This window comes from Roseicella aerolata (genome assembly GCF_020523605.1).
Taxonomy (GTDB): Bacteria; Pseudomonadota; Alphaproteobacteria; order Acetobacterales; family Acetobacteraceae; genus Paracraurococcus; species Paracraurococcus aerolatus.
Genome location: NZ_JAJAQI010000049.1, coordinates 1 through 19,211, shown reverse-complemented (window position 1 = coordinate 19,211; position 19,211 = coordinate 1). Strand labels below are relative to the sequence as shown.

Below are 19,211 nucleotides of genomic sequence, written 5' to 3'. Positions count from 1 at the left end.
CTGCCTCCTATCGGTTGGACAGCGACGGCCCAGCCGGGCCGACAGGGGGGCGGGGGAGCGCCGCCGGGGCCGGGGAGGGGGCAGCAGGCGCGGCGACCTGCCTCGGCGGCGGCGGCTCATCCGGCGGACCGCCCCGGCCGCCCGTCCCGCCACGCTGCCAGGAGCGCGCGTAGGGCAAGGCGAGGCCGGCGAAGCCGCCGGTGATGGCGGAGGCGATGCCGGGAAGCTGGTAGGTGATCCAGCCGCAGGCGACGAAGAGCACCATGCCGGCGAGGAGCATCTGCACGCCGCGGATCTCGTTCGCCATGCCGCCGGCTGCAGCGAGGGTGGCGACCTGCGAGAGGAGCTGCGTCTCCGCGCTCAGCAGCAGTGCCAGCAGAGCCGTCGAGAGAACCTGGAGCACGATGTTGGCGAAGACGGTGTTGAGCCAGCCGATCGCCATGTGGCGAAACAGCGGGAAGACCCAGAGCCCTGCGAAGATCGGCCCGACGCCGACGAGCAGCGCGAGGACGATGAAGGCCTTCATCCAGACGAGGAAGGCGATGGCGATCGCGAAGACCGCGATGATCCAGTAGAACACGACGATGATGCAGAGCCCCAGGCCGGCGATTGACCAGGGCAGGCTGCGGTAGATGGCGAGGCCCGAGACCCAGGCCTTGCCCCAGATCTCGTCGAACAGAGGACCAGTGACGGGACGGTTTCCCAGGGCGCCGGCAAGCGCGCGGCCGACCTCCGGCCCGAGCCCATTCAACAGCACGTCGCGGGCCCAGGGGCCGTAGCCGCCGACCGTCGTGACGAGCGCCACGGCAGCAGCCCCCATCACGATCAGCCGCTCGACCTCGCTCAGCGGCTCACCGTTCTGCACGAGCGCCTGCCACATCAGGCGCCCCACCACGTAGACGACAAGGGCCACCTTCAGCCAGCCGGCGACCCAGCCCGTCATGGCCGCGATCATCGCGTCCACGCCCGCGGTGAGCGGGATCGCCACCAGGTCGTAGAGTCGGCTGAAGATGTCCCAGCCGTTCACGACCGGGGCCTCCGTGCGGCCGCCTCGGCGGCACGTGCCGCGTCGCAGTAGAAGCGGGCCTGCTGCTCCGGCGTCAGCCGACCGCAATGGGCGAGTTGCTGCGCGCGCTCCATTGGCCGAGCCGCCCAGTAGCGCGGGCTGGTCGGCGAGGTGAGGTCGCCCTGGTTACGACGTGCCTCGGCCTCCGCCTGGCGCGCCCGCTCCGCGTCCGGCGTCGTGGCCGGCGCCTCTGGCCGCATCCCGGCGCGGGCCCGCGCCTCGCGCTCGGCGACGATGATGCGGGCCTGATCGGCGTTCACGCAGTCCGGGGTGCCACGCAGCCGCCCCGGGTCGTCGCGGCAGGCGCGCGTGACGGTTTCCAGCGCCCAGGGGTTGGCGACGTACCAGGAGACGGTCCGGCGCTCCTGCGGCGGCAGCGGCTGCGCCACCCCGAGCGCCGCGCCCAGGACCATGAAGGCGAGCGTCCATAACAGCAGCCCCAGCCCCCCGAGCAGATCCGGGTCGAGCAGCCGCGGTGCTGGGCACCGCGGCACGGCGCACCGACGGCCGGTCATCGCCACCACCCCCGGCCGCGTGCCTCCTCGAGGATCTCGTCGATGCTTTGCTGGAGCCGCTCCTCGCGCTGCTGCTCGCGCACCTGCGTCTGCGCGATGAGGTAGGTCTGGATGTTCTGCGCCTGGACCTGCTGGTTTTGGATGTAGGCCTGCTCGACGCCGAGGCGTGCGATCAGTGCCTCGCGCTCCGAGGGATCCGGCGCGCCGTCGATACGGGCCTGGAGCTCGGCGAGGCCGGCGACCCGCTCTCCCGCCGACTGGTAGAGCTGGAGGGCGAGGGCCTGCGCGCCGGCCAGGCCGCCGCCGTTGGCGACGATCTGGCGCGTGGTCCAGGTGTCGTCGCGCGGCGTGTAGACCGTGTTGCCGGTGTGGGTGCCCGTGTAGAGGCCCGACAGCGAGTTCAGCATCCCGCCCGCGCCGCCCGTGCCGTTCAGCAGGCTCTGGGCCGCGTAGGGGTTGATCGGAAGCGGGTTGCGGATGCCGAGCATGTTCAGCGCCGAGACGGCGCTGCCGAGGTCGGTCACGCGCGTGATGGCCTGGTAGGTCATCACGAGCTGGTCGTACTGCTGCTTCATCTGCTGGAGCTGGCGGACCATGTCGGCCGCCTGCTGCGCCCAGGCGAGATTGTCGGTGAGCTCTTGCCGGCAGGTCGGGCAGACCACGGTCCATTGCGCGCGGGCCGGCGGCGGCACCGCGGCGAGGACGGCGAGCGCGGCGGCCGCAGCCGCCGTGGTGGGGACGCGCGTCATGCCGGGACCTCCTCCTCCGTGGCGGCGCGGCGCCGCCGGAATTCATGCTCGAGCCGGCGCGGGTCGGCCCGTACCTCCTCGGGGAGCGCCTCGTAGGCGCGGAGCGCGGCCTCGCTCGCCGAGAGGGCGGCGAGCTGCGGCAGGCCGCGCAGGCGCAGCTCCGCGATCAGGCTCTCGCGCCCCTTGCAGACGAGGAATTGCCCGGAGCCCTTCTGGAGCCCGCGCAGCGCGGCGAACTCGCCCGGCGTGCGTTTCAGCCGGCCGACGTAGTCCTCCTCCGAGGCACGCGGGTTCGGCAGGTGGATCTGGTTCGGGCACTGCTCCAGCAGCTCGGCCGCGATCGGGCTGTTGGCGGCGTCCGAGGGCGACTGCGTGATGAACACGACGACGCCGTTCTTCGAGCGGATGGTGCGCAGCTGCGCCGCGATCGGCCGGTAGAAGGCCGGATCTTCTAGCACCCGCCAGCCCTCGTCCACGGGCAGCAGCAGGCGCCGCCGGCCGTCGAGGTGCAGCCCGATCCGGTGGAAGAGATAGAGCAGGGTGGGGGCCGCTGCGCGGCCGTTCCGCAGCACGTCGGTGGCGTCGAGACCGACCATGCCGCCCGAGAGGTCGAGCGCGTCGCGCGGCGCGTCCAGCACCCAGCCGAGCTCGTTCCCCCAGCACCACTTCAGGAGCCGCGCCCCGGCGCCGTCCACGTCCACGTCGGGGGCGAGGAAGGCCGCCACCTCGGCGAGCCGGCGGTGTTCTGGCGGGTTCTCCATGACGGTGCGGATGCCCAAGCTGAGCAGCCGCTCCTCCTCCGGCGTCAGGTCGCGCCAGCCGCCCTGGACGATGCAGCCGCGCAGGAGGTCGAGGAGGAAGTCGAGGTTCAAGGGCGTGGGCTCCAGGCCCTTCAGCGGCGCGAACATCGGGTTGCCGCCGCCCATCACCGCGTAGGGCGCGCCGAGGTGCCCGAACAGCACGCGCCAGCCCTGCTTGTGGTCGAGGCCGACCACGTCGGCCCGGCCCGCCGTGCAGGCGATCAGCGCGCCGACGAGCGTCGTCTTGCCCGAGCCCGTCTCGCCCGTGATGAGGGTGTTGCCGACCGCGTCGTCGCCCTCGCCGTCGTGCCAGTGGAAGGGGTAGGCGGTGCCGGCCGTGGTGCGGAGGGTGATGATCGGCGTGCCCCAGCGCGAGCGCGGCACGCCCCGCGCCGGCCCGTGCAGCGGCGCCATGGCGGCGAGGTTGCGGGTGGACAGCGCCCCGGGCCGGGCGCGCAGGCGGTGGTTGCCCGCGAGCTGCGCCAGCCAGGCCGCCATCAGCGCCTTGTTCTCGCGCGCGACCGACGCCCCGCAATTGGCGAGCGTCTTCCAGGCTGCGTTCACCACGTCGTCGAGCGGGTTCCGGCCGGGCCCGCCGGTCGCGTCGTCGAGCGCCGCCTCGACCCGGGCCGCGGCGACTGAGCCGAGGCCGGCGCCCTGGAGCGCCGCGGCGAAGCGCCGGTACCAGGGCAGGGCGCCGCCGGCGCGGTCCGAGAACACCGCGAGCGAGACGCTGTGCGCCCCCATCGCCATCCGGCCGGAGGCGACGCGGTCTGCGGCCTCGTCGAGCTCGGCGATCTGGCTGCGCGCCTTGTCGCCGGCCCAGACCATCTTGTTCTGCTGGCGGGTGAGCAGGCTGATGCCGCCCGACTGCGGCAGCGGCTCGAAGTGGTGGAGGAGCGTGCCGCGGAACGGGGCGCGCTCGATCGCACCGAGCATCCCCGGCCAGGTGGCCGCGGGATAGCCCTTGAAGGTGAGGATCGCGACGAACTGGGTGTAGCCCGGGCCGCGCAGTTCCACCGTCTCGTAGTGGAACGCCGCCTCCTCGGCGAACATCGCCTCCGCCAGCCGGCCCGTGGTGAGCGGGACGGGGCGCCAGACGCCGGTCGCCGCGAATGCGAGGGCCTCGCCGATCTCGCTGAAGATTCCCTTGCCGCGCTCCGCCAGGCCGAGCGGCCGCGGGCCGTAGTCCGCCAGCTCCGACGCCAGCCAGTCGCAGATGCGCTCGAGCTGGCGGGCGCGGTCGATCGCCCGTTCGCCGGCGGCCTCGGCGCCGTGCTTGCGCGCCTTGCGCCGCGCCCACCACTCCGCCCCGCCGCCGGCGGCGGGCCGCAGGTGCAGCCCGAGGAAGAGCCGGTTCTCGTAGAGCAGGCCGTCGAGCAGCCGCTCGCGGTAGCCGGCCGCGAAGGCGCGCGCGAAGGGGGTGAGGCGCGGGTCCGCTTCCGGCACCGCCACGGGGTCAGCGAGGCTCCGGCAGAGGTAGACCGACATCACCATCCGGTCCCCGGCGGGGATGCCCATGACGGTGCCGTTCAGCCGGTCCACGCGCTCCAGCAGGTCGGCGTCGCTCGCCGTCTCGGCCGGCAGGCCGTCGAGCGCGAGCATGGCGTAGGCGCCGTCGTCGGAAAGGCGCAGCACGCGGTCGGTGAGGTGGCCCTCGATGGGGACGTGCTCGCCGAGCGTCGGCGCGCGGGGCGCGAAGCGGCTAGACACCGGACACCAGGTCCTTCGCGCGCCGCGGCGCGCGGTCCGGCAGGGCGCGCAGCACGCCGCCGATCGTCTGCCCGCGCGTGACGTACCACATGCGCAGCTCGTGGAAGAAATGCGGGTTGCGGTTCGTCAGCGCGACCATCGGCAGGTGCCAGACGAAGAAGGTGGCCCACCAGAGCGGGCTGCCGAGCACCATGCCGAGGAGCCAGGTGCCGAAGAGGTTGAGGTAGTAGCCCTCCATCGGCACGCCCCACCGCATCGCCGGGCGCGTCGCCGCCAGGAACAGCGTGTCGCGTCCGGCGGCGTGCATCGCGCTCAGCCGCCGATGAAGGTGTTGACGAAGTAGGCGCCGGTGAAGGCGGCGGCGCCGAAGAACATCGCCACGAAGCCGGCCGAGGGCGGCGCCATGCGGGCCGCAGCGGCGAGGAAGGCGATGACGACGCAGGCGATGATGAAGGCGATCCCGAAGGGACCGACGAGGAACTGCGCGAGGGCGGTCAGCGCGCGGGTCAGGACGTCTCCGCCACCCATGGGCGATCTCCTACCGGCCGGTCACGAGATCCCGCCCCGGGCGGCCGCGACCCAGGTCGGGGAGGAGGGGAGGGGGGACCGGCGCCGGCGCGGCGCCGGGAGGGTTGCCTGCTGCGAGCGCCGCGGCGTGGTGCCCGACGCGGCGCGCGACCGCGACGGCGTAGCCCGGCGCGCCGCCGACGCGGCCGCTGTTGTAGAGCTGGAAGGCGGCGTCCCGCAGGACCCCGGCCAGGTGCGCCGCGCCCGCGCGCATGTTCTCGCAGGGGTCGAGCGCGGTCTCGACGGTGAGGCCGTGACGGCGCCAGTTGGCGCGGTGCGTGATTTGGAACCAGCCGAGCCCGAGGGTGCGGCCGGCTGCGTCACGGGTTGCGGCGATCGCCACGGCCTCGGCGCGCGTCTTCGGGAACAGGCTCTCGCCAGTCGCCTCGTCGCGGATGGCGAAGGGGCGGAAGCCGGATTCCCGCTCGGCGACAGCGGTCAGCTCCGGCAGCAGGCGCCGATGCTCGTCCGGGAGGCAGCGCGGGTCGCGCGCGAGACATGCGAACAGCGCCAGCCCGGCGAACGCCTCGCAGCCGGTCACCGCGCGCCGCCGGCGCGGCGCGGACCGCTACTCGGGCGGTGGCTCTGGCACGTCCACGCCCGGCGGCAGCGGGCTCTCGTCTGCCTTGACGTGCTTCGTGGTGGCGCCGCGCGGAAGGACGGAGCGCAGGCGCGGGAGGCGCGGGCAGTCCGCCTCGTAGAGCGAGACGGGCAGCTTGTACGACATATCGTCGCGGAGGAAGCGCAGCAGGCGGCCGAGGTCGCGCCAGCCGCGCACGCCGGGCCCGCGGAAGAGGGCGATGGCGACGTAGCCGCGGCGCCAGGAGGGCAGGAGGTAGGGCACGTGGTCCACGCCGCCGTCGGCGTCGCGGCGCGCGACCACCACGACGGCCTCGATCCGGCCGCCCCTGAGCAATCCCTCGCGCAGGTCCGCTTCGCCGAGCGTGTCGCCCAACCCTCGACCGCTCCTCCGATTCGTGCCGGCGGAAGGCTAGCGAATTCCGCAATCCGGGCGAGGCCCCGGCTGGGCGGGGGAAGGGACGCGGCGGAGGTGCAAACTACCAAAAGCTGCACTGCGGTCCGGCTCCAAGAGGGTGGAGACGGGCAATGCTACCGATGGTGGTGACGAATATACAAGATGCAATCAGGGACGAAATCGGCCAGGAACCAAGTGTTTTCCTTCACTCTGACGTGAAGAACAAAACCGGACTCGAAAGAATGGTCAGAAAGGTGAGACTGGACTCAGCCGCCGCGCCGGGTCAGTGCAGCAGTCAGCGGGGGTGCCAGTCCAGCCCCGGCGTTCCGCCGCGCAGGCGATAACAAGTCCGCGTTATCGAGCGGGATTGGCCAAAAACACTCGACATGGCCGGCCTCGCCGCGCAGCGCGAGGAACACCACCCGCGTCACCTCGCCGCCCTCGCCCGTCTCCACGGCGAGCCGGAACATCAGCCCCTCCGAACCACCGGCATCACCGAGGGCCAGGGCGAGCTGCTCCGCCTCGCTCTCCTGCTGACGCAGCGTGCGCTTGCTGGGCTCCTCCGCGTCGCCGCGGAAGAAGCGCACCGGCACGCCCTCGATCATGAAAACGAAATGGTGCGTCTCGTCGAGGACGCCGAGCCAGCGGTAGCGCCCGCCCTCGGCCGCCTGGCGCAGCCGGTTCCGCGAGAAGGAGTAGGCGCGGCAGCCGATGGACCAGGCGTCGTCGCCCGCCCAGGGATCGGCCATCGCCACCGCGTCGGCGCGGCCTCGCGCGAGGAGGCGCGCGCAGGCCGAGAGGCGATCCTCCGTCAGCGCCGGGTGCAGATCCCACGGCAAGCGGCCGGCCCCCGCCTTTCCATCGCTCGCCGCGTCGTCCCTACCCCCGCTCATGCGATCGCAGTATCGCCGCCGACGCGGCGGCATCCAAGCGCTGTTGTGGCCGCGGGCCGCTCCCGGAGCCATGCCGGGAATGGCTCCGCGCTCCGGGTGACGGCCGCCGACACGGCCCGGCGCGGAACACCACCGAGCGCCGCCCCGAGGTGCCCCAGGCACGCGGCCAACGGCGCGGTGGATATCGCATCAGCCACCCGAGCGGAGGTACTTGATAAGAGCCACAATCCCGAGCACGAGCAGGACGAGGAGCAGGAGCCAGACCAGGCCCATGCCGCCCATCATCCAACCCATACCCTCCATGTCCTGCACCATCGTTGCGTCCTCCGGCCCAGTTTCGATCGCCGCCGCTCCGCGGGAACATCCTGCGGTGGCAACATAGTTCTGGAAGGTGGCCTTGCCGGCTCGGTTCGAGGGAGACTGCGTTCGCACCCGGCCAAGGCGGCCGGAACGCGACGCCTCCCTGCCACCTTCGGCCCGGGTCGCCCCTTGGAGCCCGCCCTACCGGCGCTGATCCAGGTACTGCCTAACGAAGCCTCGAGTTCGGGGCTCTTCCAGTCGAACCCGAGGGTCCGCGCCCTGGCGAGCGCATCCTCCCCCGACAGCCCTTCCTGGGTGGCAAGCTGGAGGATGGCGAACGCGCCGGACCTCTTGCCGGAAGCGCAGTGGACGAGCACCGGCCCCGGCAGCCCGGACAGCTTCTCCCGGAACTGCTCCACCTGCTCGGGCCGCGGGTCCGTGCTGGCGACCGGGATGTGCAGGTAGTCCAGGCCTGCCTTGCGGGCGACCTCCCCTTCCGCTTCCGGCGAGAGGGGTTGGTTCTGCTCGCCTGCCGTCCGCAGGTTGACCACCGTCTTGAACCCCTCCTGGGCCAAGCGCCCCAGCTCTTACCAAGTCGGCTGGCCGGTATCGACGCTTAGGTCGTCGCTGAGCTTGATCCTACGGGCCATGCGACCCTCCGTGCCGTGGTGACCTTGAAGACATATTCGCTTTCCATATATCTTCAAGAATGAATATGTCTGAGATGCGCGGCCGGGCGGGCGAGGCGGGGCGGTTCCTAAAGGCCCTCTGCAATGAGCACCGGCTGCTGATCCTGTGTTCCCTGGCCGAGGGCGAAAAATCGGTCGGCGAACTGGAGCGGCTGCTGGAGATGCGCCAGCCGCACCTGTCGCAGCACCTGACGCGGCTGCGTGCGGACGGTCTGGTGCAGACCCGCCGCGTGTCACGCACGGTCTACTACCGCCTGGGCAGCGAGCCGGCGGAGCGGATGATCGGCCTGCTCTACGAGCTGTTCTGCGCCAGGGACGCGGCAGCCGCCCCGACCACTGATGGCACCCCGCCAGCGGACAACCCGACGACAGGCGCGTGAAGCGGCACGCGGTCAACGCTCCCCAACCCGCCCCCGGGGGCGGGAATGCCCATGCAAGGAGGTGAACATGGCTGGCCATCGCCCGGCAGTGACCGGCTTCTACCACGAGGAGACCAACAGCATCGCCTACGTGGTCGCGGACCCCGCGACCCGGCGCTGCGCGCTGATCGACCCGGTTCTCGACTTCGACCGCGCCTGCCGGGGCACCCACACGCAGTTTGCCGACCGGATGGTGGCGTTCGTGCGCGAGCAGGGGCTGACGGTGGAGTGGATTCTCGACACCCATCCGCATGCCGACCATTTCTCCGCCGCCCCCTACTTCAAGGAGGTGTTCGGCGCGCCGACGGCCATCGGCGAGCACGTCGTCACCGTCCAGAAGATCTGGAAGGAGATTTACCACCTCCCCGACTTCCCGGCCGACGGCTCGCAGTGGGACCGCCTGTTCAAGGACGGCGAGCGCTTCCGCGTCGGTGAACTGGAGGCGGAGGTCATCTTCTCACCCGGCCACACGGCGGCCTCGATCACCTACGTCATCGGCGACGCCGCCTTCATCCACGACACGCTGTTCGTGCCGGACAGCGGCACGGCACGGGCGGACTTCCCCGGCGGCGACGCCCGCGCGCTCTACCGCAGCATCCGCCGCATCCTGTCGCTACCTCCGGAAACCCGCCTCTTCACCGGCCACGACTACCAGCCGGGTGGGCGCGCGCCGCAGTGGGAAGCGACCGTGGCCGAACAGCGCCAGCACAACACCCATGTGCATGACGGGGTGACGGAAGACGAGTTTGTGCGGATGCGCCAGGAGCGCGACCGCACGCTGGCCTTCCCCGGCCTGCTGCTGGACGCCTTGCAGATCAATATCCGTGGCGGGCGGCTGCCCGAGCCCGAGGCGAACGGGGTCTCCTACCTGAAGATTCCGCTCAACTACTTCCAGGAAACCGGATGCGCGGCCATCCGCAACCCCAAAGGTTGAGCCGTATCCATGGAGAATTTCACTCCCGTTTCCGCCTTCTTCGGCGGCGTCCTGATCGGGCTTTCGGTGGTGGTGCTGCTGCTGACGAACGGCCGCATCGCTGGGGTCAGCGGCGTCGTGGGCGGGCTGCTTGCGTCCAAGGTCCGCGATGCTGGATGGCGGCTGGCCTTCATCCTGGGCCTGATCGCCGCCCCGCTGCTCTATGCGGCCGTGGCCGGAGGGGTGCCGCCGATTGCGGTGACCTCCTCGACCGGGCTGCTCATCGCCGCCGGCCTGCTGGTCGGCTTTGGCGCGCGGCTCGGCAGCGGCTGCACGAGCGGGCATGGCGTCGCCGGCATCGCCCGCCTGTCACCGCGCTCCTTCGTGGCGACGGGCGTGTTTCTGACCGCCGGGATGGCCACCGTGTTCGTCACCCGCCATGTGATGGGGGGCTGAGATGCGCCAGACCATCGCCGCTCTTGCGGCCGGAACGCTGTTTGGCCTGGGCCTGACGCTCTCGCGGATGGTCGATCCGGCCAAGGTGCTGGGCTTCCTCGACATCGCCGGAAACTGGGACCCGAGTCTCGCCCTGGTCCTGGCCGGTGCCACAAGCACGGCCGCCATCGGCTTCCGGCTTATTCTCGGCCGCCGGTCCGCCCCGCTCTTCGCCGAGGCCTTCAGCCTGCCGACCGCGCGCGCCATCGACCGGCGGCTGGTGATCGGCGCGGCGATCTTCGGCGTGGGCTGGGGCCTGGTCGGGCTCTGTCCCGGCCCGGCGCTGGCGGGCCTGGGGCTCGCCTTCCGGCCGGTGGCGATCTTCGTCATTGCGATGCTCGTGGGCATGGCGGCGTTTGAGCTGATGGGCCGCGTGCGGCCACCTGCCGGCGCGCCAGCCTCGCCGGCGCCTGGCGCCGGGCGCTGAGGCGGGGCAGGCCAAACGCATGATGGACCTCTCGCTCCTGCAAGCCGTCCTTTCGGTGCTGTCCGGCTCCGCCGTCGGCTTCGCGCTCGGGCTGATCGGCGGCGGCGGCTCGATCCTGGCGGTGCCGCTGCTGCTTTACGTGGTCGGCCTGCCGAGCGCGCACCTGGCGATCGGGACCAGCGCCCTGGCGGTCGCCGCCAACGCCTTCGCCAACCTGGCGCAGCATGCGCGCAATGGCACGGTGAAGTGGCCGTGCGCCGCCGTGTTCGCCGTCGCCGGCGTGCTGGGTGCCCTGGTGGGATCGACCATCGGCAAGGCGGTCCAGGGCGACTGGCTGCTGCTCCTCTTTGCCCTGGTGATGATCGCGGTCGGCGTGGCGATGCTGCTGCGGCGCGGCGGCGAGGGCGATCCGTCGGTGCGCATCACGCCGGCCATCGGCGTGCGGCTGGCGGGGATCGGCTTCCTGACCGGCCTGCTCTCCGGCTTCTTCGGCATCGGCGGCGGGTTCCTGATCGTGCCCGGCATCATGCTCGGCAGCGGCATGGCGATCCTGAACGCCGTGGGCTCGTCCCTGCTGTCGGTCGGAGCCTTCGGCACCGCCACCGCCGTGAACTACGCGGTCTCCGGGCTCGTCGATTGGCCGGTGGCCGGCCTGTTCATCGCCGGCGGCGTGGCAGGCGGGGCGCTGGGCATGCGCCTGGCGGTCCGCCTGGCGGGCCGGAAGGGGATGCTCACCCGCGTCTTCGCGGGCGTCATCTTCGCCGTTGCCGCGTACATGCTCTACCGCAGTGTGGGCACGCTTTTCATTCATGAAAGGAGACGGCCATGAGCTACTACTTTTCCAAGACGGTCGATGCGCGGTTCGAGGATGCCGTCGCCCGCACGCGCGAAGCGCTGAAGCTGGAGGGCTTCGGCGTCATCACGGAAATCGACGTGCAGAAGACCTTCAAGTCGAAGATCGGCGTGGATTTCCGGCCCTACCTCATCCTGGGCGCCTGCAATCCGGCAATGGCCCACGAGGCGCTGCAGGTGGAGGACAAGGTCGGCACGATGTTGCCGTGCAACGTCGTCGTTCAGGAACGCTCCGAAGGGCGCGTGGAGATCGCGGCCATTGATCCGGTCGCCTCGATGCAGGCGATCGAGAATCCTGGCCTCACCCAAAAGGCCACCGCGGTCGCCGGAAAACTCCAAAGCGCGCTGGGGCGGATCTGAGATGCCCAAGCTCGACCGGCGCTCCCTGCTCATCGGCAGCGGGCTGCTGCTTTCCGCAGCCTGCTCGCGCCAGTTTGCGACTCCCGGCAGCGCTGCGGAACCCGACCGTCCACTCCCGATCCCGACCTTGCTCGACGCCCGCCAGCAGGGACAGGTCATCGCTCTCAGTGCCCAGGCCGGGAAGACCTCCTTCTATCCGGGCCGGCCAAGCGATACGTTTGGGTACAACGGCAGCTATCTCGGGCCAACGCTCAGGGTTCATCGCGGCGACGAGGTGAAGGTCGCGGCCACCAACAGACTGTCGGCCGATACGACGGTGCATTGGCACGGGCTGCTGATTCCCGGCGAGCTGGACGGCGGTCCCCACCAGCCGATCCCGCCCGGCACCACTTGGCGCCCGAACTTGCCGATCCGCCAACCGGCAGCGACGCTGCTCTACCATTCGCATGCCCATGGCCTGACGGCAGAGCAGGTTTATTCCGGCCTGGCCGGAATGCTGATCGTGACGGACCAGGAGGAGCAGGGCCTGGGGCTGCCGTCTGACTACGGCGTCGATGACCTGCCGCTGCTGATCCAGGACCGCCAGTTCCAGGATGGGCGGTTGATGATGCCTGCGGGGATGATGACCGCCATGCAGGGCCGGCGGGGCGACACCATTCTGGTGAACGGTGCGCCCAATCCCCTGGCCGCGGTGCCGAACCGCCTGGTCAGGCTGCGCCTGGTCAACGGCTCCAACGCCCGCATCTATGACCTTTCCTTCAGCGACGGGCGCGGCTTCCACTGGATCGGCACCGAGGGCGGCCTGCTGGAACGGTCGGTGGCACTGCGGAGCCTCACCTTGGCGCCCGGGCAACGGGCCGAGATCCTCGTGGATTTTGCCGACGGCAGGACGGTCTCTTTGGTGACCGGTCCAGATGCCAATGCGTCGATGATGGGCATGATGGGAAACACCGGGATGATGGGCGGCCGGTCCGGTGCGGCGGGTCTCACCTCAATGACGGTGCTGCGGTTTGCGCCCCGGCCGATGGGCAACTCCGGCGCCAGGACCTCCGCACCGGATCTCCTCGTCCCGCGTGTTCGTCCCGATCCCGCCAAGGCTGTCCGGCGCCGCCGCCTGGTTCTGAACATGGGAATGGGCGGCATGATGGGAGCTGGCGGCGGAATGGCCCTGACGATCAACGGCAAGCCGTTCGACATGGGCCGCGTCGACGAACGGGTGAGGCTTGGCGACGTGGAAATCTGGGAAGTCTCAGGCCAGATGATGAAGCACCCCATCCACATCCATGGTGTGCATTTCGATGTCCTGCGTCGGGATGGCGGAAGGCCCGACCTGCTCGACCAGGGGGCCAGAGACACGATCCTGGTGAAAGAGCCGGTCGAACTCCTGATCCGATTCGACCAGCCAGCCTCGACGGCGCCGTTCATGTACCACTGCCATGTCCTCGAGCACGAAGATAACGGCATGATGGGGCAGTTTACCGTGTCCTGACGGGATTTCGCGGAACGGGCCGCCGCTGTAGCGGTCCCCCTGCCAAAAGGCAGCCCCCATCTGCCGAGCGCCGGGCACACTGCACGCGGTGCTCGTCTATGCCAGCAAAAATTATACCATGCCTCGACTGATCGAGGAACTGACCGATGCCGGCGGCACCACCCTTCCGCAAGACCAGGGGGCACGGCACGGGCCGACGTGGCCTGCTACGGGGAGCCGCCGCCGCCGGAACGGCGGCCATTTTGGCCGAGCCAGCGCATGCCCGCTCTCCTGCTGCCGGAGTATCGGCACGGGAACCGTCCCCGCCAGGGGAGAGCCCCATCGACCTCATTATCGAAAAAGTTGCGGACGCTGTTGGCGAAGTGGCTCACGCGACCAGGGTAGCGAAGCGGGATAGGCGTGTGGGTGCGAGTGGACGCTCGGCGAGCCATGCAGCGAGGCGGTCGAGGTTCAAGGCAGCGGCCGTAGCGACGTGCTGCAGGCCGGTCTTGGCGAGCCCGCGATAGCGGGCCCGGCGAAGGCCAAACGCTCGGGTACCGTTGGCGAAATCAGGAAGGCGCCAAAGTGGCCCGAGTTCTGTGCGCTGCAGTTGCGGAAATTAGGATTACTTTACTGTCCTTGTCTGGTTTCCGGTTATAGCGCCGACCAGATTTCCCGCGCTAGTATGTGCGGCCAGGCAGCCCGGCGATTTCGCCAACGGTATCCGGCCGTTTTCCTGGCGGGTGCCGAGCTGCGTGCGACCCGGGCCGGTCCCGGCCGTCCCGCCAGATGGGCCGCCGCACCCTGCACCGCCATCCCCGTGTGAGGTTTCGGCGCGGATCGTCGCCATAGTCCACCTTCATGTCGTGACCCCCTGTGGTGCTCGAGCTTGCTTCCCGCCGAGCCGCCCACCATGGCGCTCCGCTCCGTCGCCACGTCGCGCCATGCCGAAACGGAGGTCGGTCAGTTACGCCCGCCGCCGGCGGCCGCGGTCCACCGCCACTCAAAACCACATCCTGATCCCGGCCACCACCTGGAGCAGGCTGCGGTCCTCCCCCTCAGCGCCGCGCAAGGCGGCGGTCTGGCCGAAGCTGCGCAGCCAGGAGACGCCGACATAGGGGGCGAACTCGCGGCGGATCTCGTAGCGCAGGCGGACGCCGATCTCGATGTCGTTCACCCCCTGGCCGACGCCGAACCGCTCGGCCCGTTGCAGCGCGGCGTTGACCTCGAAGCGCGGCAGCAGGATCAGGCGCTGGGTCAGCAGGACGTTCTGGGCCACGGTCGCGCGCGCCGAAACATCGCCATCCTCGCTGACGAAAAGCGCCGCCTCGAGCTCGGCCCCGTAGGGCACCAGCCCCTGCACCCCGAGCACCGCGAAGCTGCGCCCCCGGCCGCTGTTCCGCTCCCAGCGCCGCTCGTAGCGGTACCCGGCCTGGAGATCGACGAAGGGCGAGATGAGCCGCCCGTAGAGGATCTGCAGATCCGTCTCGCCGCTCCGGCGGGCGCCGTTGTGGCGGCCCTCGGACTTGTACCAGAGGCGCTGGGTGTCGCCGCCGTACCAGCCGACGACGTCCCACCGCGCCGCCTCGAGGTTCGGGGCGCGCTGAAACTCCAAGAGATCGAACAGCGTGAAGCTGTAGAACGCATCATCGGCGACCGGGGAGGGCCAGCCCGCGGTCTCCGACAGGTTCGGCAGCGTGGTGGCACCGGCCTCGGGACGGCGCCCCGGCGTGGCTGCCGGCAGGGCAGGCGGAATGGCGTTCCCCCCGGCGGGTGCGGGCATCACCTCCGTCCCGGCCACTCCCGGTCCGGCGCGCCCCGGGCGCTCGTGGGCCAGCGCGGGACGCGCGGCCGGGAGCTGGAGCAGCAGGCAGCCCAGCACGGCCAGCCGCAGGATGTTGCGGCCCATCTTCGCTCTCATGTCCCCGGCTCCCGACTCACGACACCTCGACCACGCGGAACATCCCCATCTCCATGTGGAGCAGGAGGTGGCAGTGCATCGCCCAGCGCCCGGGCGCGTCGGCGGTGATGGCGACGGTCAGGCGCTCGCCGGGCTTCACCAGCACCGTGTGCTTGCGGGGCTGGCGCGGCCCGCCGCCGTTCTCCAGCTCCATCCACATGCCGTGGAGATGGATCGGGTGCTCCATCATGGTGTCGTTGACGAGGACGAGGCGGAGCCGCTCGCCGTAGCGGAACCGGATGGGGGCCGGGGCCTCGGAGTACTTCCTGCCGTCGAACGACCACATGTAGCGTTCCATGTTGCCCGTGACGTGCAGCTCAACGGCACGCCCCGGCTCGCGCCGGTCCGGCTGCGGCTCGACGCTGCGCAGATCCGCGTAGGTCAGCACGCGCCAGCCGTCGCCGCCGAGGCCGGTGCCGGGCTCGTCGAGCCGGCTGCGCGCTACCATCGCTACCGATGAGTTGCCGACGCCGTGCGTGTCCGGGCCGTGCGCCACCGGCGGGCTGCCGGGCAGCCCCGGCCCGGGGACCGCGCCGCCGCCCGTTCCGGGCATCGCCATGCCGCCGTGGCCGCCGGCTCCGGCCGCCGCCGCAGGCGCGTCGGCCATGGCGCCGGTCCCCATGGCCGCGCCGCCCATCGCCATTCCGCCCATCTCCATCCCCATGTCGGCCATGGTGCGCAGCGGGCGCGGGCGGCGCGGCGGGATCGGCGCGCTCATGCCGGGCCGCGGCGCGAGGGTGCCGCGGGCGTAGCCGCTGCGGTCCGACGTCTCGGCGAAGAGCGTGTAGGCGCGGTTTCCGGGCCGCACGATGACGTCGTAGGTCTCCCCGGCGCCGATCCGGAGCTCGTCCACCTCGACGGGCCGCACGTTCTGGCCGTCCGCCTGCACCACGGTCATCTTCAGGCCCGGGATCCGCACGTCGAACACCGTCATGGCGCCGGCGGCGATGAGGCGGAGCCGCACCGCCTCGCCCGGCCGGAACAGCCCGGTCCAGTTGTCCGCCGCCGCCAGGCCGTTCATCAGGAACCGGTAGGTGGCGCCGGTGAGGTCGGAGATGTCGGTCGGATCCATCCGCATCCGCCCCCAGGCGAGCCGATTGCCGACGGCCGCCGCCAGGCCGTCCCGGCGGGCGTCGCGGAAGAACTCGCCCACCGTCCGCTGCTGGTAGTTGTAGTAGCTGGGCAGCTTCTTCAGATGAGCGACGAGTTGCTCGGGCCGCTCGAAGCTCCAGTCCGACAGCATGACCACGTGGTCGCGGCCGTAGCGGAAGGGCTCCGGCCCGGCCGGGTCGATGATCAGCGGCGCGTAGAGGCCGAGCAGCTCCTGCCCGCCGGAGTGGCTGTGGCACCAGTAGGTGCCGCTCTGGCGCACCGGGAAGCGGTAGACGAAGGTCTCGCCGGGCCGGATGCCGGCGAAGCTCACGCCCGGGACGCCGTCCATGTCGGGCGGCAGGATCAGCCCGTGCCAGTGGATCGAACTGGTCTCCTCGAGGCGGTTGGTGACGCGCAGGACGGCGTCCTCGCCCTCGCGCAACCGGATCAGCGGACCCGGCACCGTGCGGTTCATCGCGATGGCGCTGCCGAGGCGGCCATCGACCTGAAACGCCATGGCCTCGATGGCGAGGTCGATGGATCTCCCGCCGGCGGAGGCCAGAGCCGGCGCCCCGACGGCCGGGGACTGGGCGTAGGCCGGCACAAGGCCGGCCAGCCCCGTCCAGAGCCCCGTCGCCCCGGCGACCCGCAGCAGGTCACGCCGGGCCATGGTGAGGCCAGCGGCCTCAGGGGCGGACGGTGTGGGTGGCATCGGTCATCTCCTGCGACGCTTGAGAACGTCTTCGCCGTCCTGCAGCCTGCCGACGCGCAGACCCCGCATCCTTGATCCGCGTCAAGGAGCGCATCCCGAACCCTGGGGTCATCCCCGAGGCGTGGTGTAGGAGCGATACTCCTGGGCGGGCTGGGCCGCCATGTCAGGCGGCCACGGCTGGCGGGCTGACGAGCGGAGTACCGCTGAGGACGCCGATGGTTGCCAGATGCTATGGGGCGAGCCCGGCGGTGGCACCCTGGCGCTCTTCGGTGACGCTGGAGGAGCACCCCAGCGGCTCGTCGAACAGCAGGTGCGCCAAGCTCAGCCCGAACACGGGCACCAGCATCGTCGCGGGCGCGGCGGTGCTCGCGGGGCGCCGCTTCAGCAGCCACGTCCAGGCGGCGTTCGCGGCGAGGGTCGAAACGAGCACGGCATAGGCCAGCGCCGCCGCGGCAATCCAAGGGGCTGGAGACACGGGACACGGCTTCGCGCGGCTGGCCCTCGACCGCGGCCGACAGTGCGAGGAGCGGCACTGAGGCGACCAAGGCCTGCCAGAGCACGACGGGCAGCGCCGCGGGACTGGCGTAGCGCCGGAGGACCAGGTTGCCGATCGCCCAGCTTACCGCCCCCGCCCCACCCGCGAGGCGGCGGCCGGGATGGCGTGGCTGCTTCCCGCGGTGGAGAGGAGGACGATGCCCGCAGCACCGAGCGCCATGCCGAGCCACACCGCGACCAGGGGCAGGCCCTGCGCGCCCACGCCCTGAGCATCAAGCCGACGGCGAGCATGACTGGCCATCCGAGCGGGCGGGGGACGGCGAGCGCGAGCAGACCGCAGGGCGCCGAAGAGCAGCGGCGGCATGCCGGCGTCGAGCGCGTACCGCGCGGCCATCCAACCGCTCGACCAGCCGAACGCGGCGACCGCCACCAGGAGCAGATGCGAGGGCGGCACCGACCCGCTCCTGCCGTCTTCGCGCGCAAGACTGGGCGGTCGGCGGCTACTCCCCAGGGGGGAAGCCCTTCGCCGATTTCGGCTGGGAGGCGGCGGCCCGGGCCCATCTGGACCTCTACGCATCTGTGTCGGACAGCGCCGCGCCCGTCGCTGCCGAGCGCGGGTAGGCGCCGCTCCGGCAAGGCCGGACGACGGCGCGCACAGCCGGCTTGGCCAATGGCGCTGACGCCAGGGCGGCTCACGCTGGCGGGCTCTCTGGTTCCGTGACCTCGATCCTGCGCTCGCCGCTCCCGGCGCGCGCAAACTCCACGAGGATGGCGTCGTCCGGCCGCAGCGCCCCGGTCGGCAGGTCCGCGGCGTGCAGGCCGAGGGCGGCCGGCGCCGTGGTGGCCTCTCCAGCATCGTCCCGGCCCACGACCCGCCAGCGCACGGCGGTCGGCACATCGGAGAGGACGCGCAGGGACTGCCCCCGTCGGATCGTCGCCACTGGCATCCACGGCGCCCAGTGCGCACGCGCCGGGTGCGGCCGCCGGCCGGCGTAGCGCAGCCACACCGCCTCCGGCCGATCCACCGGCCGGCCCGCGCGGATGCTTGTGGCCAGCTTGACGAACTCCGCATGCGCCCAGACCAGCGGCATCGCCGAACCGGAGGGCCGGCCGGGATGCAGGCCGGCCAGCGGCAGCGGGTCCCCGTCCCAGACCTGCTCTGGGATCAGGCCGAGCCGGCCGCTCGCGCGCATCATGGTGCGGAGGTGCGGGGCGGGATCCTCTGCGGCGACCAGGGCGTAGTGGCCGCGCTCTCCGGCCAGCAGCGGCCAGGGGCGCCCCCGGCCCGTCCCGTCGTACGGTCGCCCGTCCGGGTGCTCGCCGTAACCGTCCCCGCCATAGCGGCGCCAGGCGGGCCCGCTCGGCGTCTCGGCGCGCAATACCGCATCCACCAGCCCTACGGTGCCGCGCACGAACGGGTCGTCCGCCCGGCGCAGCCCGAAGCGCACCAGCTGCAGGACGTCCGTCGAGACCTGCTCGGCCGCCGGCAGCCCCGGGTCGCGGTCGCGGTTCTTCAGGGGCACGACGTCGCGGAGCGCCGCCGGGTCCGAGATCACGCGGGCGGGCGCGACCCGGACGTAGTGCGCCTCGACGCCGTGCGCCGCACCGAGCGCGCTGCCGGAGGCGACGCACCACTCCTCGATGCGCGCGTTCCAGTCGTCAGCCAGAAGGAGCACGTCGCCCCGCTCCGCCTCGTCCAGGAACTCGGCCCCGGCGACGAGCGCGGCGATCGCCACCGCCAGGGTGAAGG

The 19,211-nt window shown here is 71.5% G+C and carries 23 protein-coding genes and 1 pseudogene; 7 read left to right on the top strand and 17 right to left on the bottom strand.

The window, feature by feature from the left end; genetic code table 11:
- Positions 1-7: 7 nt before the first annotated feature.
- The 11 genes from LHA35_RS23350 to LHA35_RS29105 all read right to left on the bottom strand — a co-directional run bounded on the left by LHA35_RS23350 (position 8) and on the right by LHA35_RS29105 (position 8,154).
- A complete protein-coding gene (locus tag LHA35_RS23350) occupies positions 8-1,027 on the bottom strand; it encodes a type IV secretion system protein (RefSeq protein ID WP_226612844.1) in 1,020 nt (339 codons plus the stop codon).
- Positions 1,024-1,581 (bottom strand): EexN family lipoprotein, encoded by a 558-nt coding sequence (locus LHA35_RS23345; protein ID WP_226612842.1) that lies wholly within the window; start codon positions 1,579-1,581, stop codon positions 1,024-1,026. The genes LHA35_RS23350 and LHA35_RS23345 overlap by 4 nt, the downstream gene beginning before the upstream one ends.
- A complete protein-coding gene (locus LHA35_RS23340) occupies positions 1,578-2,330 on the bottom strand; it encodes a type IV secretion system protein (RefSeq protein ID WP_226612840.1) in 753 nt (250 codons plus the stop codon). Before LHA35_RS23340 ends, LHA35_RS23345 begins: the two co-directional genes overlap by 4 nt.
- On the bottom strand, positions 2,327-4,843 hold the full coding sequence (locus LHA35_RS23335; protein ID WP_226612839.1) for a VirB4 family type IV secretion/conjugal transfer ATPase: 2,517 nt from the start codon (positions 4,841-4,843) through the stop codon (positions 2,327-2,329). The genes LHA35_RS23340 and LHA35_RS23335 overlap by 4 nt, the downstream gene beginning before the upstream one ends.
- A complete protein-coding gene (locus tag LHA35_RS23330) occupies positions 4,836-5,150 on the bottom strand; it encodes a VirB3 family type IV secretion system protein (protein WP_226612836.1) in 315 nt (104 codons plus the stop codon). Before LHA35_RS23330 ends, LHA35_RS23335 begins: the two co-directional genes overlap by 8 nt.
- 5 nt (positions 5,151-5,155) lie before the next feature.
- Complete coding sequence (locus LHA35_RS23325) at positions 5,156-5,371, bottom strand: hypothetical protein (protein WP_132295443.1); 216 nt, start codon at positions 5,369-5,371, stop codon at positions 5,156-5,158.
- 10 nt (positions 5,372-5,381) lie between these two features.
- On the bottom strand, positions 5,382-5,951 hold the full coding sequence (locus LHA35_RS23320; protein WP_226612832.1) for a transglycosylase SLT domain-containing protein: 570 nt from the start codon (positions 5,949-5,951) through the stop codon (positions 5,382-5,384).
- 27 nt (positions 5,952-5,978) lie between these two features.
- Entirely contained in the window at positions 5,979-6,365 is a 387-nt protein-coding gene (locus LHA35_RS23315) for a hypothetical protein (RefSeq protein WP_226612820.1), read from the bottom strand.
- Positions 6,366-6,652: 287 nt separating this feature from the next.
- Positions 6,653-7,279, bottom strand: coding sequence for a hypothetical protein (locus LHA35_RS23310; protein WP_226612816.1), 627 nt, complete (start codon positions 7,277-7,279; stop codon positions 6,653-6,655).
- 189 nt (positions 7,280-7,468) lie between these two features.
- Positions 7,469-7,594 (bottom strand): hypothetical protein, encoded by a 126-nt coding sequence (locus tag LHA35_RS28795; protein WP_264185750.1) that lies wholly within the window; start codon positions 7,592-7,594, stop codon positions 7,469-7,471.
- Positions 7,561-8,154, bottom strand: coding sequence for a beta-lactamase hydrolase domain-containing protein (locus LHA35_RS29105; RefSeq protein ID WP_226612811.1), 594 nt, complete (start codon positions 8,152-8,154; stop codon positions 7,561-7,563). Before LHA35_RS29105 ends, LHA35_RS28795 begins: the two co-directional genes overlap by 34 nt.
- A gap of 134 nt (positions 8,155-8,288) precedes the next feature.
- On the opposite strand from LHA35_RS29105, the gene LHA35_RS23300 reads away from it, so the two are divergent.
- From LHA35_RS23300 to LHA35_RS23270, 7 genes are all read left to right on the top strand, one after another.
- Positions 8,289-8,648, top strand: coding sequence for an ArsR/SmtB family transcription factor (locus LHA35_RS23300; RefSeq protein WP_226612807.1), 360 nt, complete (start codon positions 8,289-8,291; stop codon positions 8,646-8,648).
- A gap of 67 nt (positions 8,649-8,715) precedes the next feature.
- On the top strand, positions 8,716-9,621 hold the full coding sequence (locus LHA35_RS23295; RefSeq protein ID WP_226612802.1) for an MBL fold metallo-hydrolase: 906 nt from the start codon (positions 8,716-8,718) through the stop codon (positions 9,619-9,621).
- A gap of 9 nt (positions 9,622-9,630) precedes the next feature.
- On the top strand, positions 9,631-10,056 hold the full coding sequence (locus tag LHA35_RS23290) for a YeeE/YedE family protein (protein WP_226612798.1): 426 nt from the start codon (positions 9,631-9,633) through the stop codon (positions 10,054-10,056).
- A gap of 1 nt (position 10,057) precedes the next feature.
- Positions 10,058-10,522 carry a DUF6691 family protein gene (locus tag LHA35_RS23285; protein ID WP_226612794.1) on the top strand — a complete coding sequence of 155 codons (465 nt, stop codon included), beginning with the start codon at positions 10,058-10,060 and terminating at the stop codon, positions 10,520-10,522.
- A 19-nt stretch (positions 10,523-10,541) separates the two neighbouring features.
- Entirely contained in the window at positions 10,542-11,351 is an 810-nt protein-coding gene (locus tag LHA35_RS23280) for a sulfite exporter TauE/SafE family protein (protein ID WP_456316092.1), read from the top strand.
- Positions 11,348-11,734 (top strand): DUF302 domain-containing protein, encoded by a 387-nt coding sequence (locus tag LHA35_RS23275; RefSeq protein WP_226612787.1) that lies wholly within the window; start codon positions 11,348-11,350, stop codon positions 11,732-11,734. The genes LHA35_RS23280 and LHA35_RS23275 overlap by 4 nt, the downstream gene beginning before the upstream one ends.
- A gap of 1 nt (position 11,735) precedes the next feature.
- Positions 11,736-13,223: a multicopper oxidase family protein gene (locus tag LHA35_RS23270; protein WP_226612785.1), complete on the top strand. Its 1,488-nt coding sequence runs from the start codon at positions 11,736-11,738 to the stop codon at positions 13,221-13,223.
- 367 nt (positions 13,224-13,590) lie between these two features.
- Here LHA35_RS23270 and LHA35_RS23265 read toward each other — a convergent pair.
- The 6 genes and pseudogenes from LHA35_RS23265 to LHA35_RS23240 form a co-directional block, all read right to left on the bottom strand.
- Positions 13,591-13,767: pseudogene (locus tag LHA35_RS23265) on the bottom strand (transposase); the annotation flags it as partial.
- A 438-nt stretch (positions 13,768-14,205) separates the two neighbouring features.
- On the bottom strand, positions 14,206-15,123 hold the full coding sequence (locus LHA35_RS23260; RefSeq protein ID WP_226612783.1) for a copper resistance protein B: 918 nt from the start codon (positions 15,121-15,123) through the stop codon (positions 14,206-14,208).
- Positions 15,124-15,139: 16 nt separating this feature from the next.
- The gene (locus LHA35_RS23255; protein WP_226612781.1) at positions 15,140-16,966 is read right to left on the bottom strand and encodes a copper resistance system multicopper oxidase; all 1,827 of its coding nucleotides are present in this window, start codon (positions 16,964-16,966) and stop codon (positions 15,140-15,142) included.
- A gap of 229 nt (positions 16,967-17,195) precedes the next feature.
- Positions 17,196-17,441 carry an EamA family transporter gene (locus tag LHA35_RS23250; RefSeq protein ID WP_226612779.1) on the bottom strand — a complete coding sequence of 82 codons (246 nt, stop codon included), beginning with the start codon at positions 17,439-17,441 and terminating at the stop codon, positions 17,196-17,198.
- A gap of 144 nt (positions 17,442-17,585) precedes the next feature.
- Positions 17,586-17,723, bottom strand: a complete 138-nt coding sequence (locus LHA35_RS23245; protein ID WP_226612777.1) for a hypothetical protein — start codon at positions 17,721-17,723, stop codon at positions 17,586-17,588.
- 430 nt (positions 17,724-18,153) lie between these two features.
- Positions 18,154-19,211, bottom strand: a 1,058-nt coding sequence (locus LHA35_RS23240) for a hypothetical protein (protein ID WP_456316091.1), incomplete at its 5' end; no start/stop codon positions are given.

What these genes read in the sequence shown, in the direction of transcription:
- LHA35_RS23280 (WP_456316092.1), top strand. Translation starts at nt 10,542, where the DNA reads ATGATGGACCTCTCGCTCCTGCAAGCCGTCCTTTCGGTGCTGTCCGGC.
- LHA35_RS23295 (WP_226612802.1), top strand. Translation starts at nt 8,716, where the DNA reads ATGGCTGGCCATCGCCCGGCAGTGACCGGCTTCTACCACGAGGAGACC.
- LHA35_RS23290 (WP_226612798.1), top strand. Translation starts at nt 9,631, where the DNA reads ATGGAGAATTTCACTCCCGTTTCCGCCTTCTTCGGCGGCGTCCTGATC.
- LHA35_RS28795 (WP_264185750.1), bottom strand. Translation starts at nt 7,594, where the DNA reads ATGGTGCAGGACATGGAGGGTATGGGTTGGATGATGGGCGGCATGGGC.
- LHA35_RS23260 (WP_226612783.1), bottom strand. Translation starts at nt 15,123, where the DNA reads ATGAGAGCGAAGATGGGCCGCAACATCCTGCGGCTGGCCGTGCTGGGC.
- LHA35_RS23300 (WP_226612807.1), top strand. Translation starts at nt 8,289, where the DNA reads ATGAATATGTCTGAGATGCGCGGCCGGGCGGGCGAGGCGGGGCGGTTC.
- LHA35_RS23330 (WP_226612836.1), bottom strand. Translation starts at nt 5,150, where the DNA reads ATGCACGCCGCCGGACGCGACACGCTGTTCCTGGCGGCGACGCGCCCG.
- LHA35_RS23340 (WP_226612840.1), bottom strand. Translation starts at nt 2,330, where the DNA reads ATGACGCGCGTCCCCACCACGGCGGCTGCGGCCGCCGCGCTCGCCGTC.
- LHA35_RS23285 (WP_226612794.1), top strand. Translation starts at nt 10,058, where the DNA reads ATGCGCCAGACCATCGCCGCTCTTGCGGCCGGAACGCTGTTTGGCCTG.
- LHA35_RS23325 (WP_132295443.1), bottom strand. Translation starts at nt 5,371, where the DNA reads ATGGGTGGCGGAGACGTCCTGACCCGCGCGCTGACCGCCCTCGCGCAG.
- LHA35_RS23255 (WP_226612781.1), bottom strand. Translation starts at nt 16,966, where the DNA reads ATGCCACCCACACCGTCCGCCCCTGAGGCCGCTGGCCTCACCATGGCC.
- LHA35_RS23270 (WP_226612785.1), top strand. Translation starts at nt 11,736, where the DNA reads ATGCCCAAGCTCGACCGGCGCTCCCTGCTCATCGGCAGCGGGCTGCTG.
- LHA35_RS23345 (WP_226612842.1), bottom strand. Translation starts at nt 1,581, where the DNA reads ATGACCGGCCGTCGGTGCGCCGTGCCGCGGTGCCCAGCACCGCGGCTG.
- LHA35_RS23310 (WP_226612816.1), bottom strand. Translation starts at nt 7,279, where the DNA reads ATGAGCGGGGGTAGGGACGACGCGGCGAGCGATGGAAAGGCGGGGGCC.
- LHA35_RS23275 (WP_226612787.1), top strand. Translation starts at nt 11,348, where the DNA reads ATGAGCTACTACTTTTCCAAGACGGTCGATGCGCGGTTCGAGGATGCC.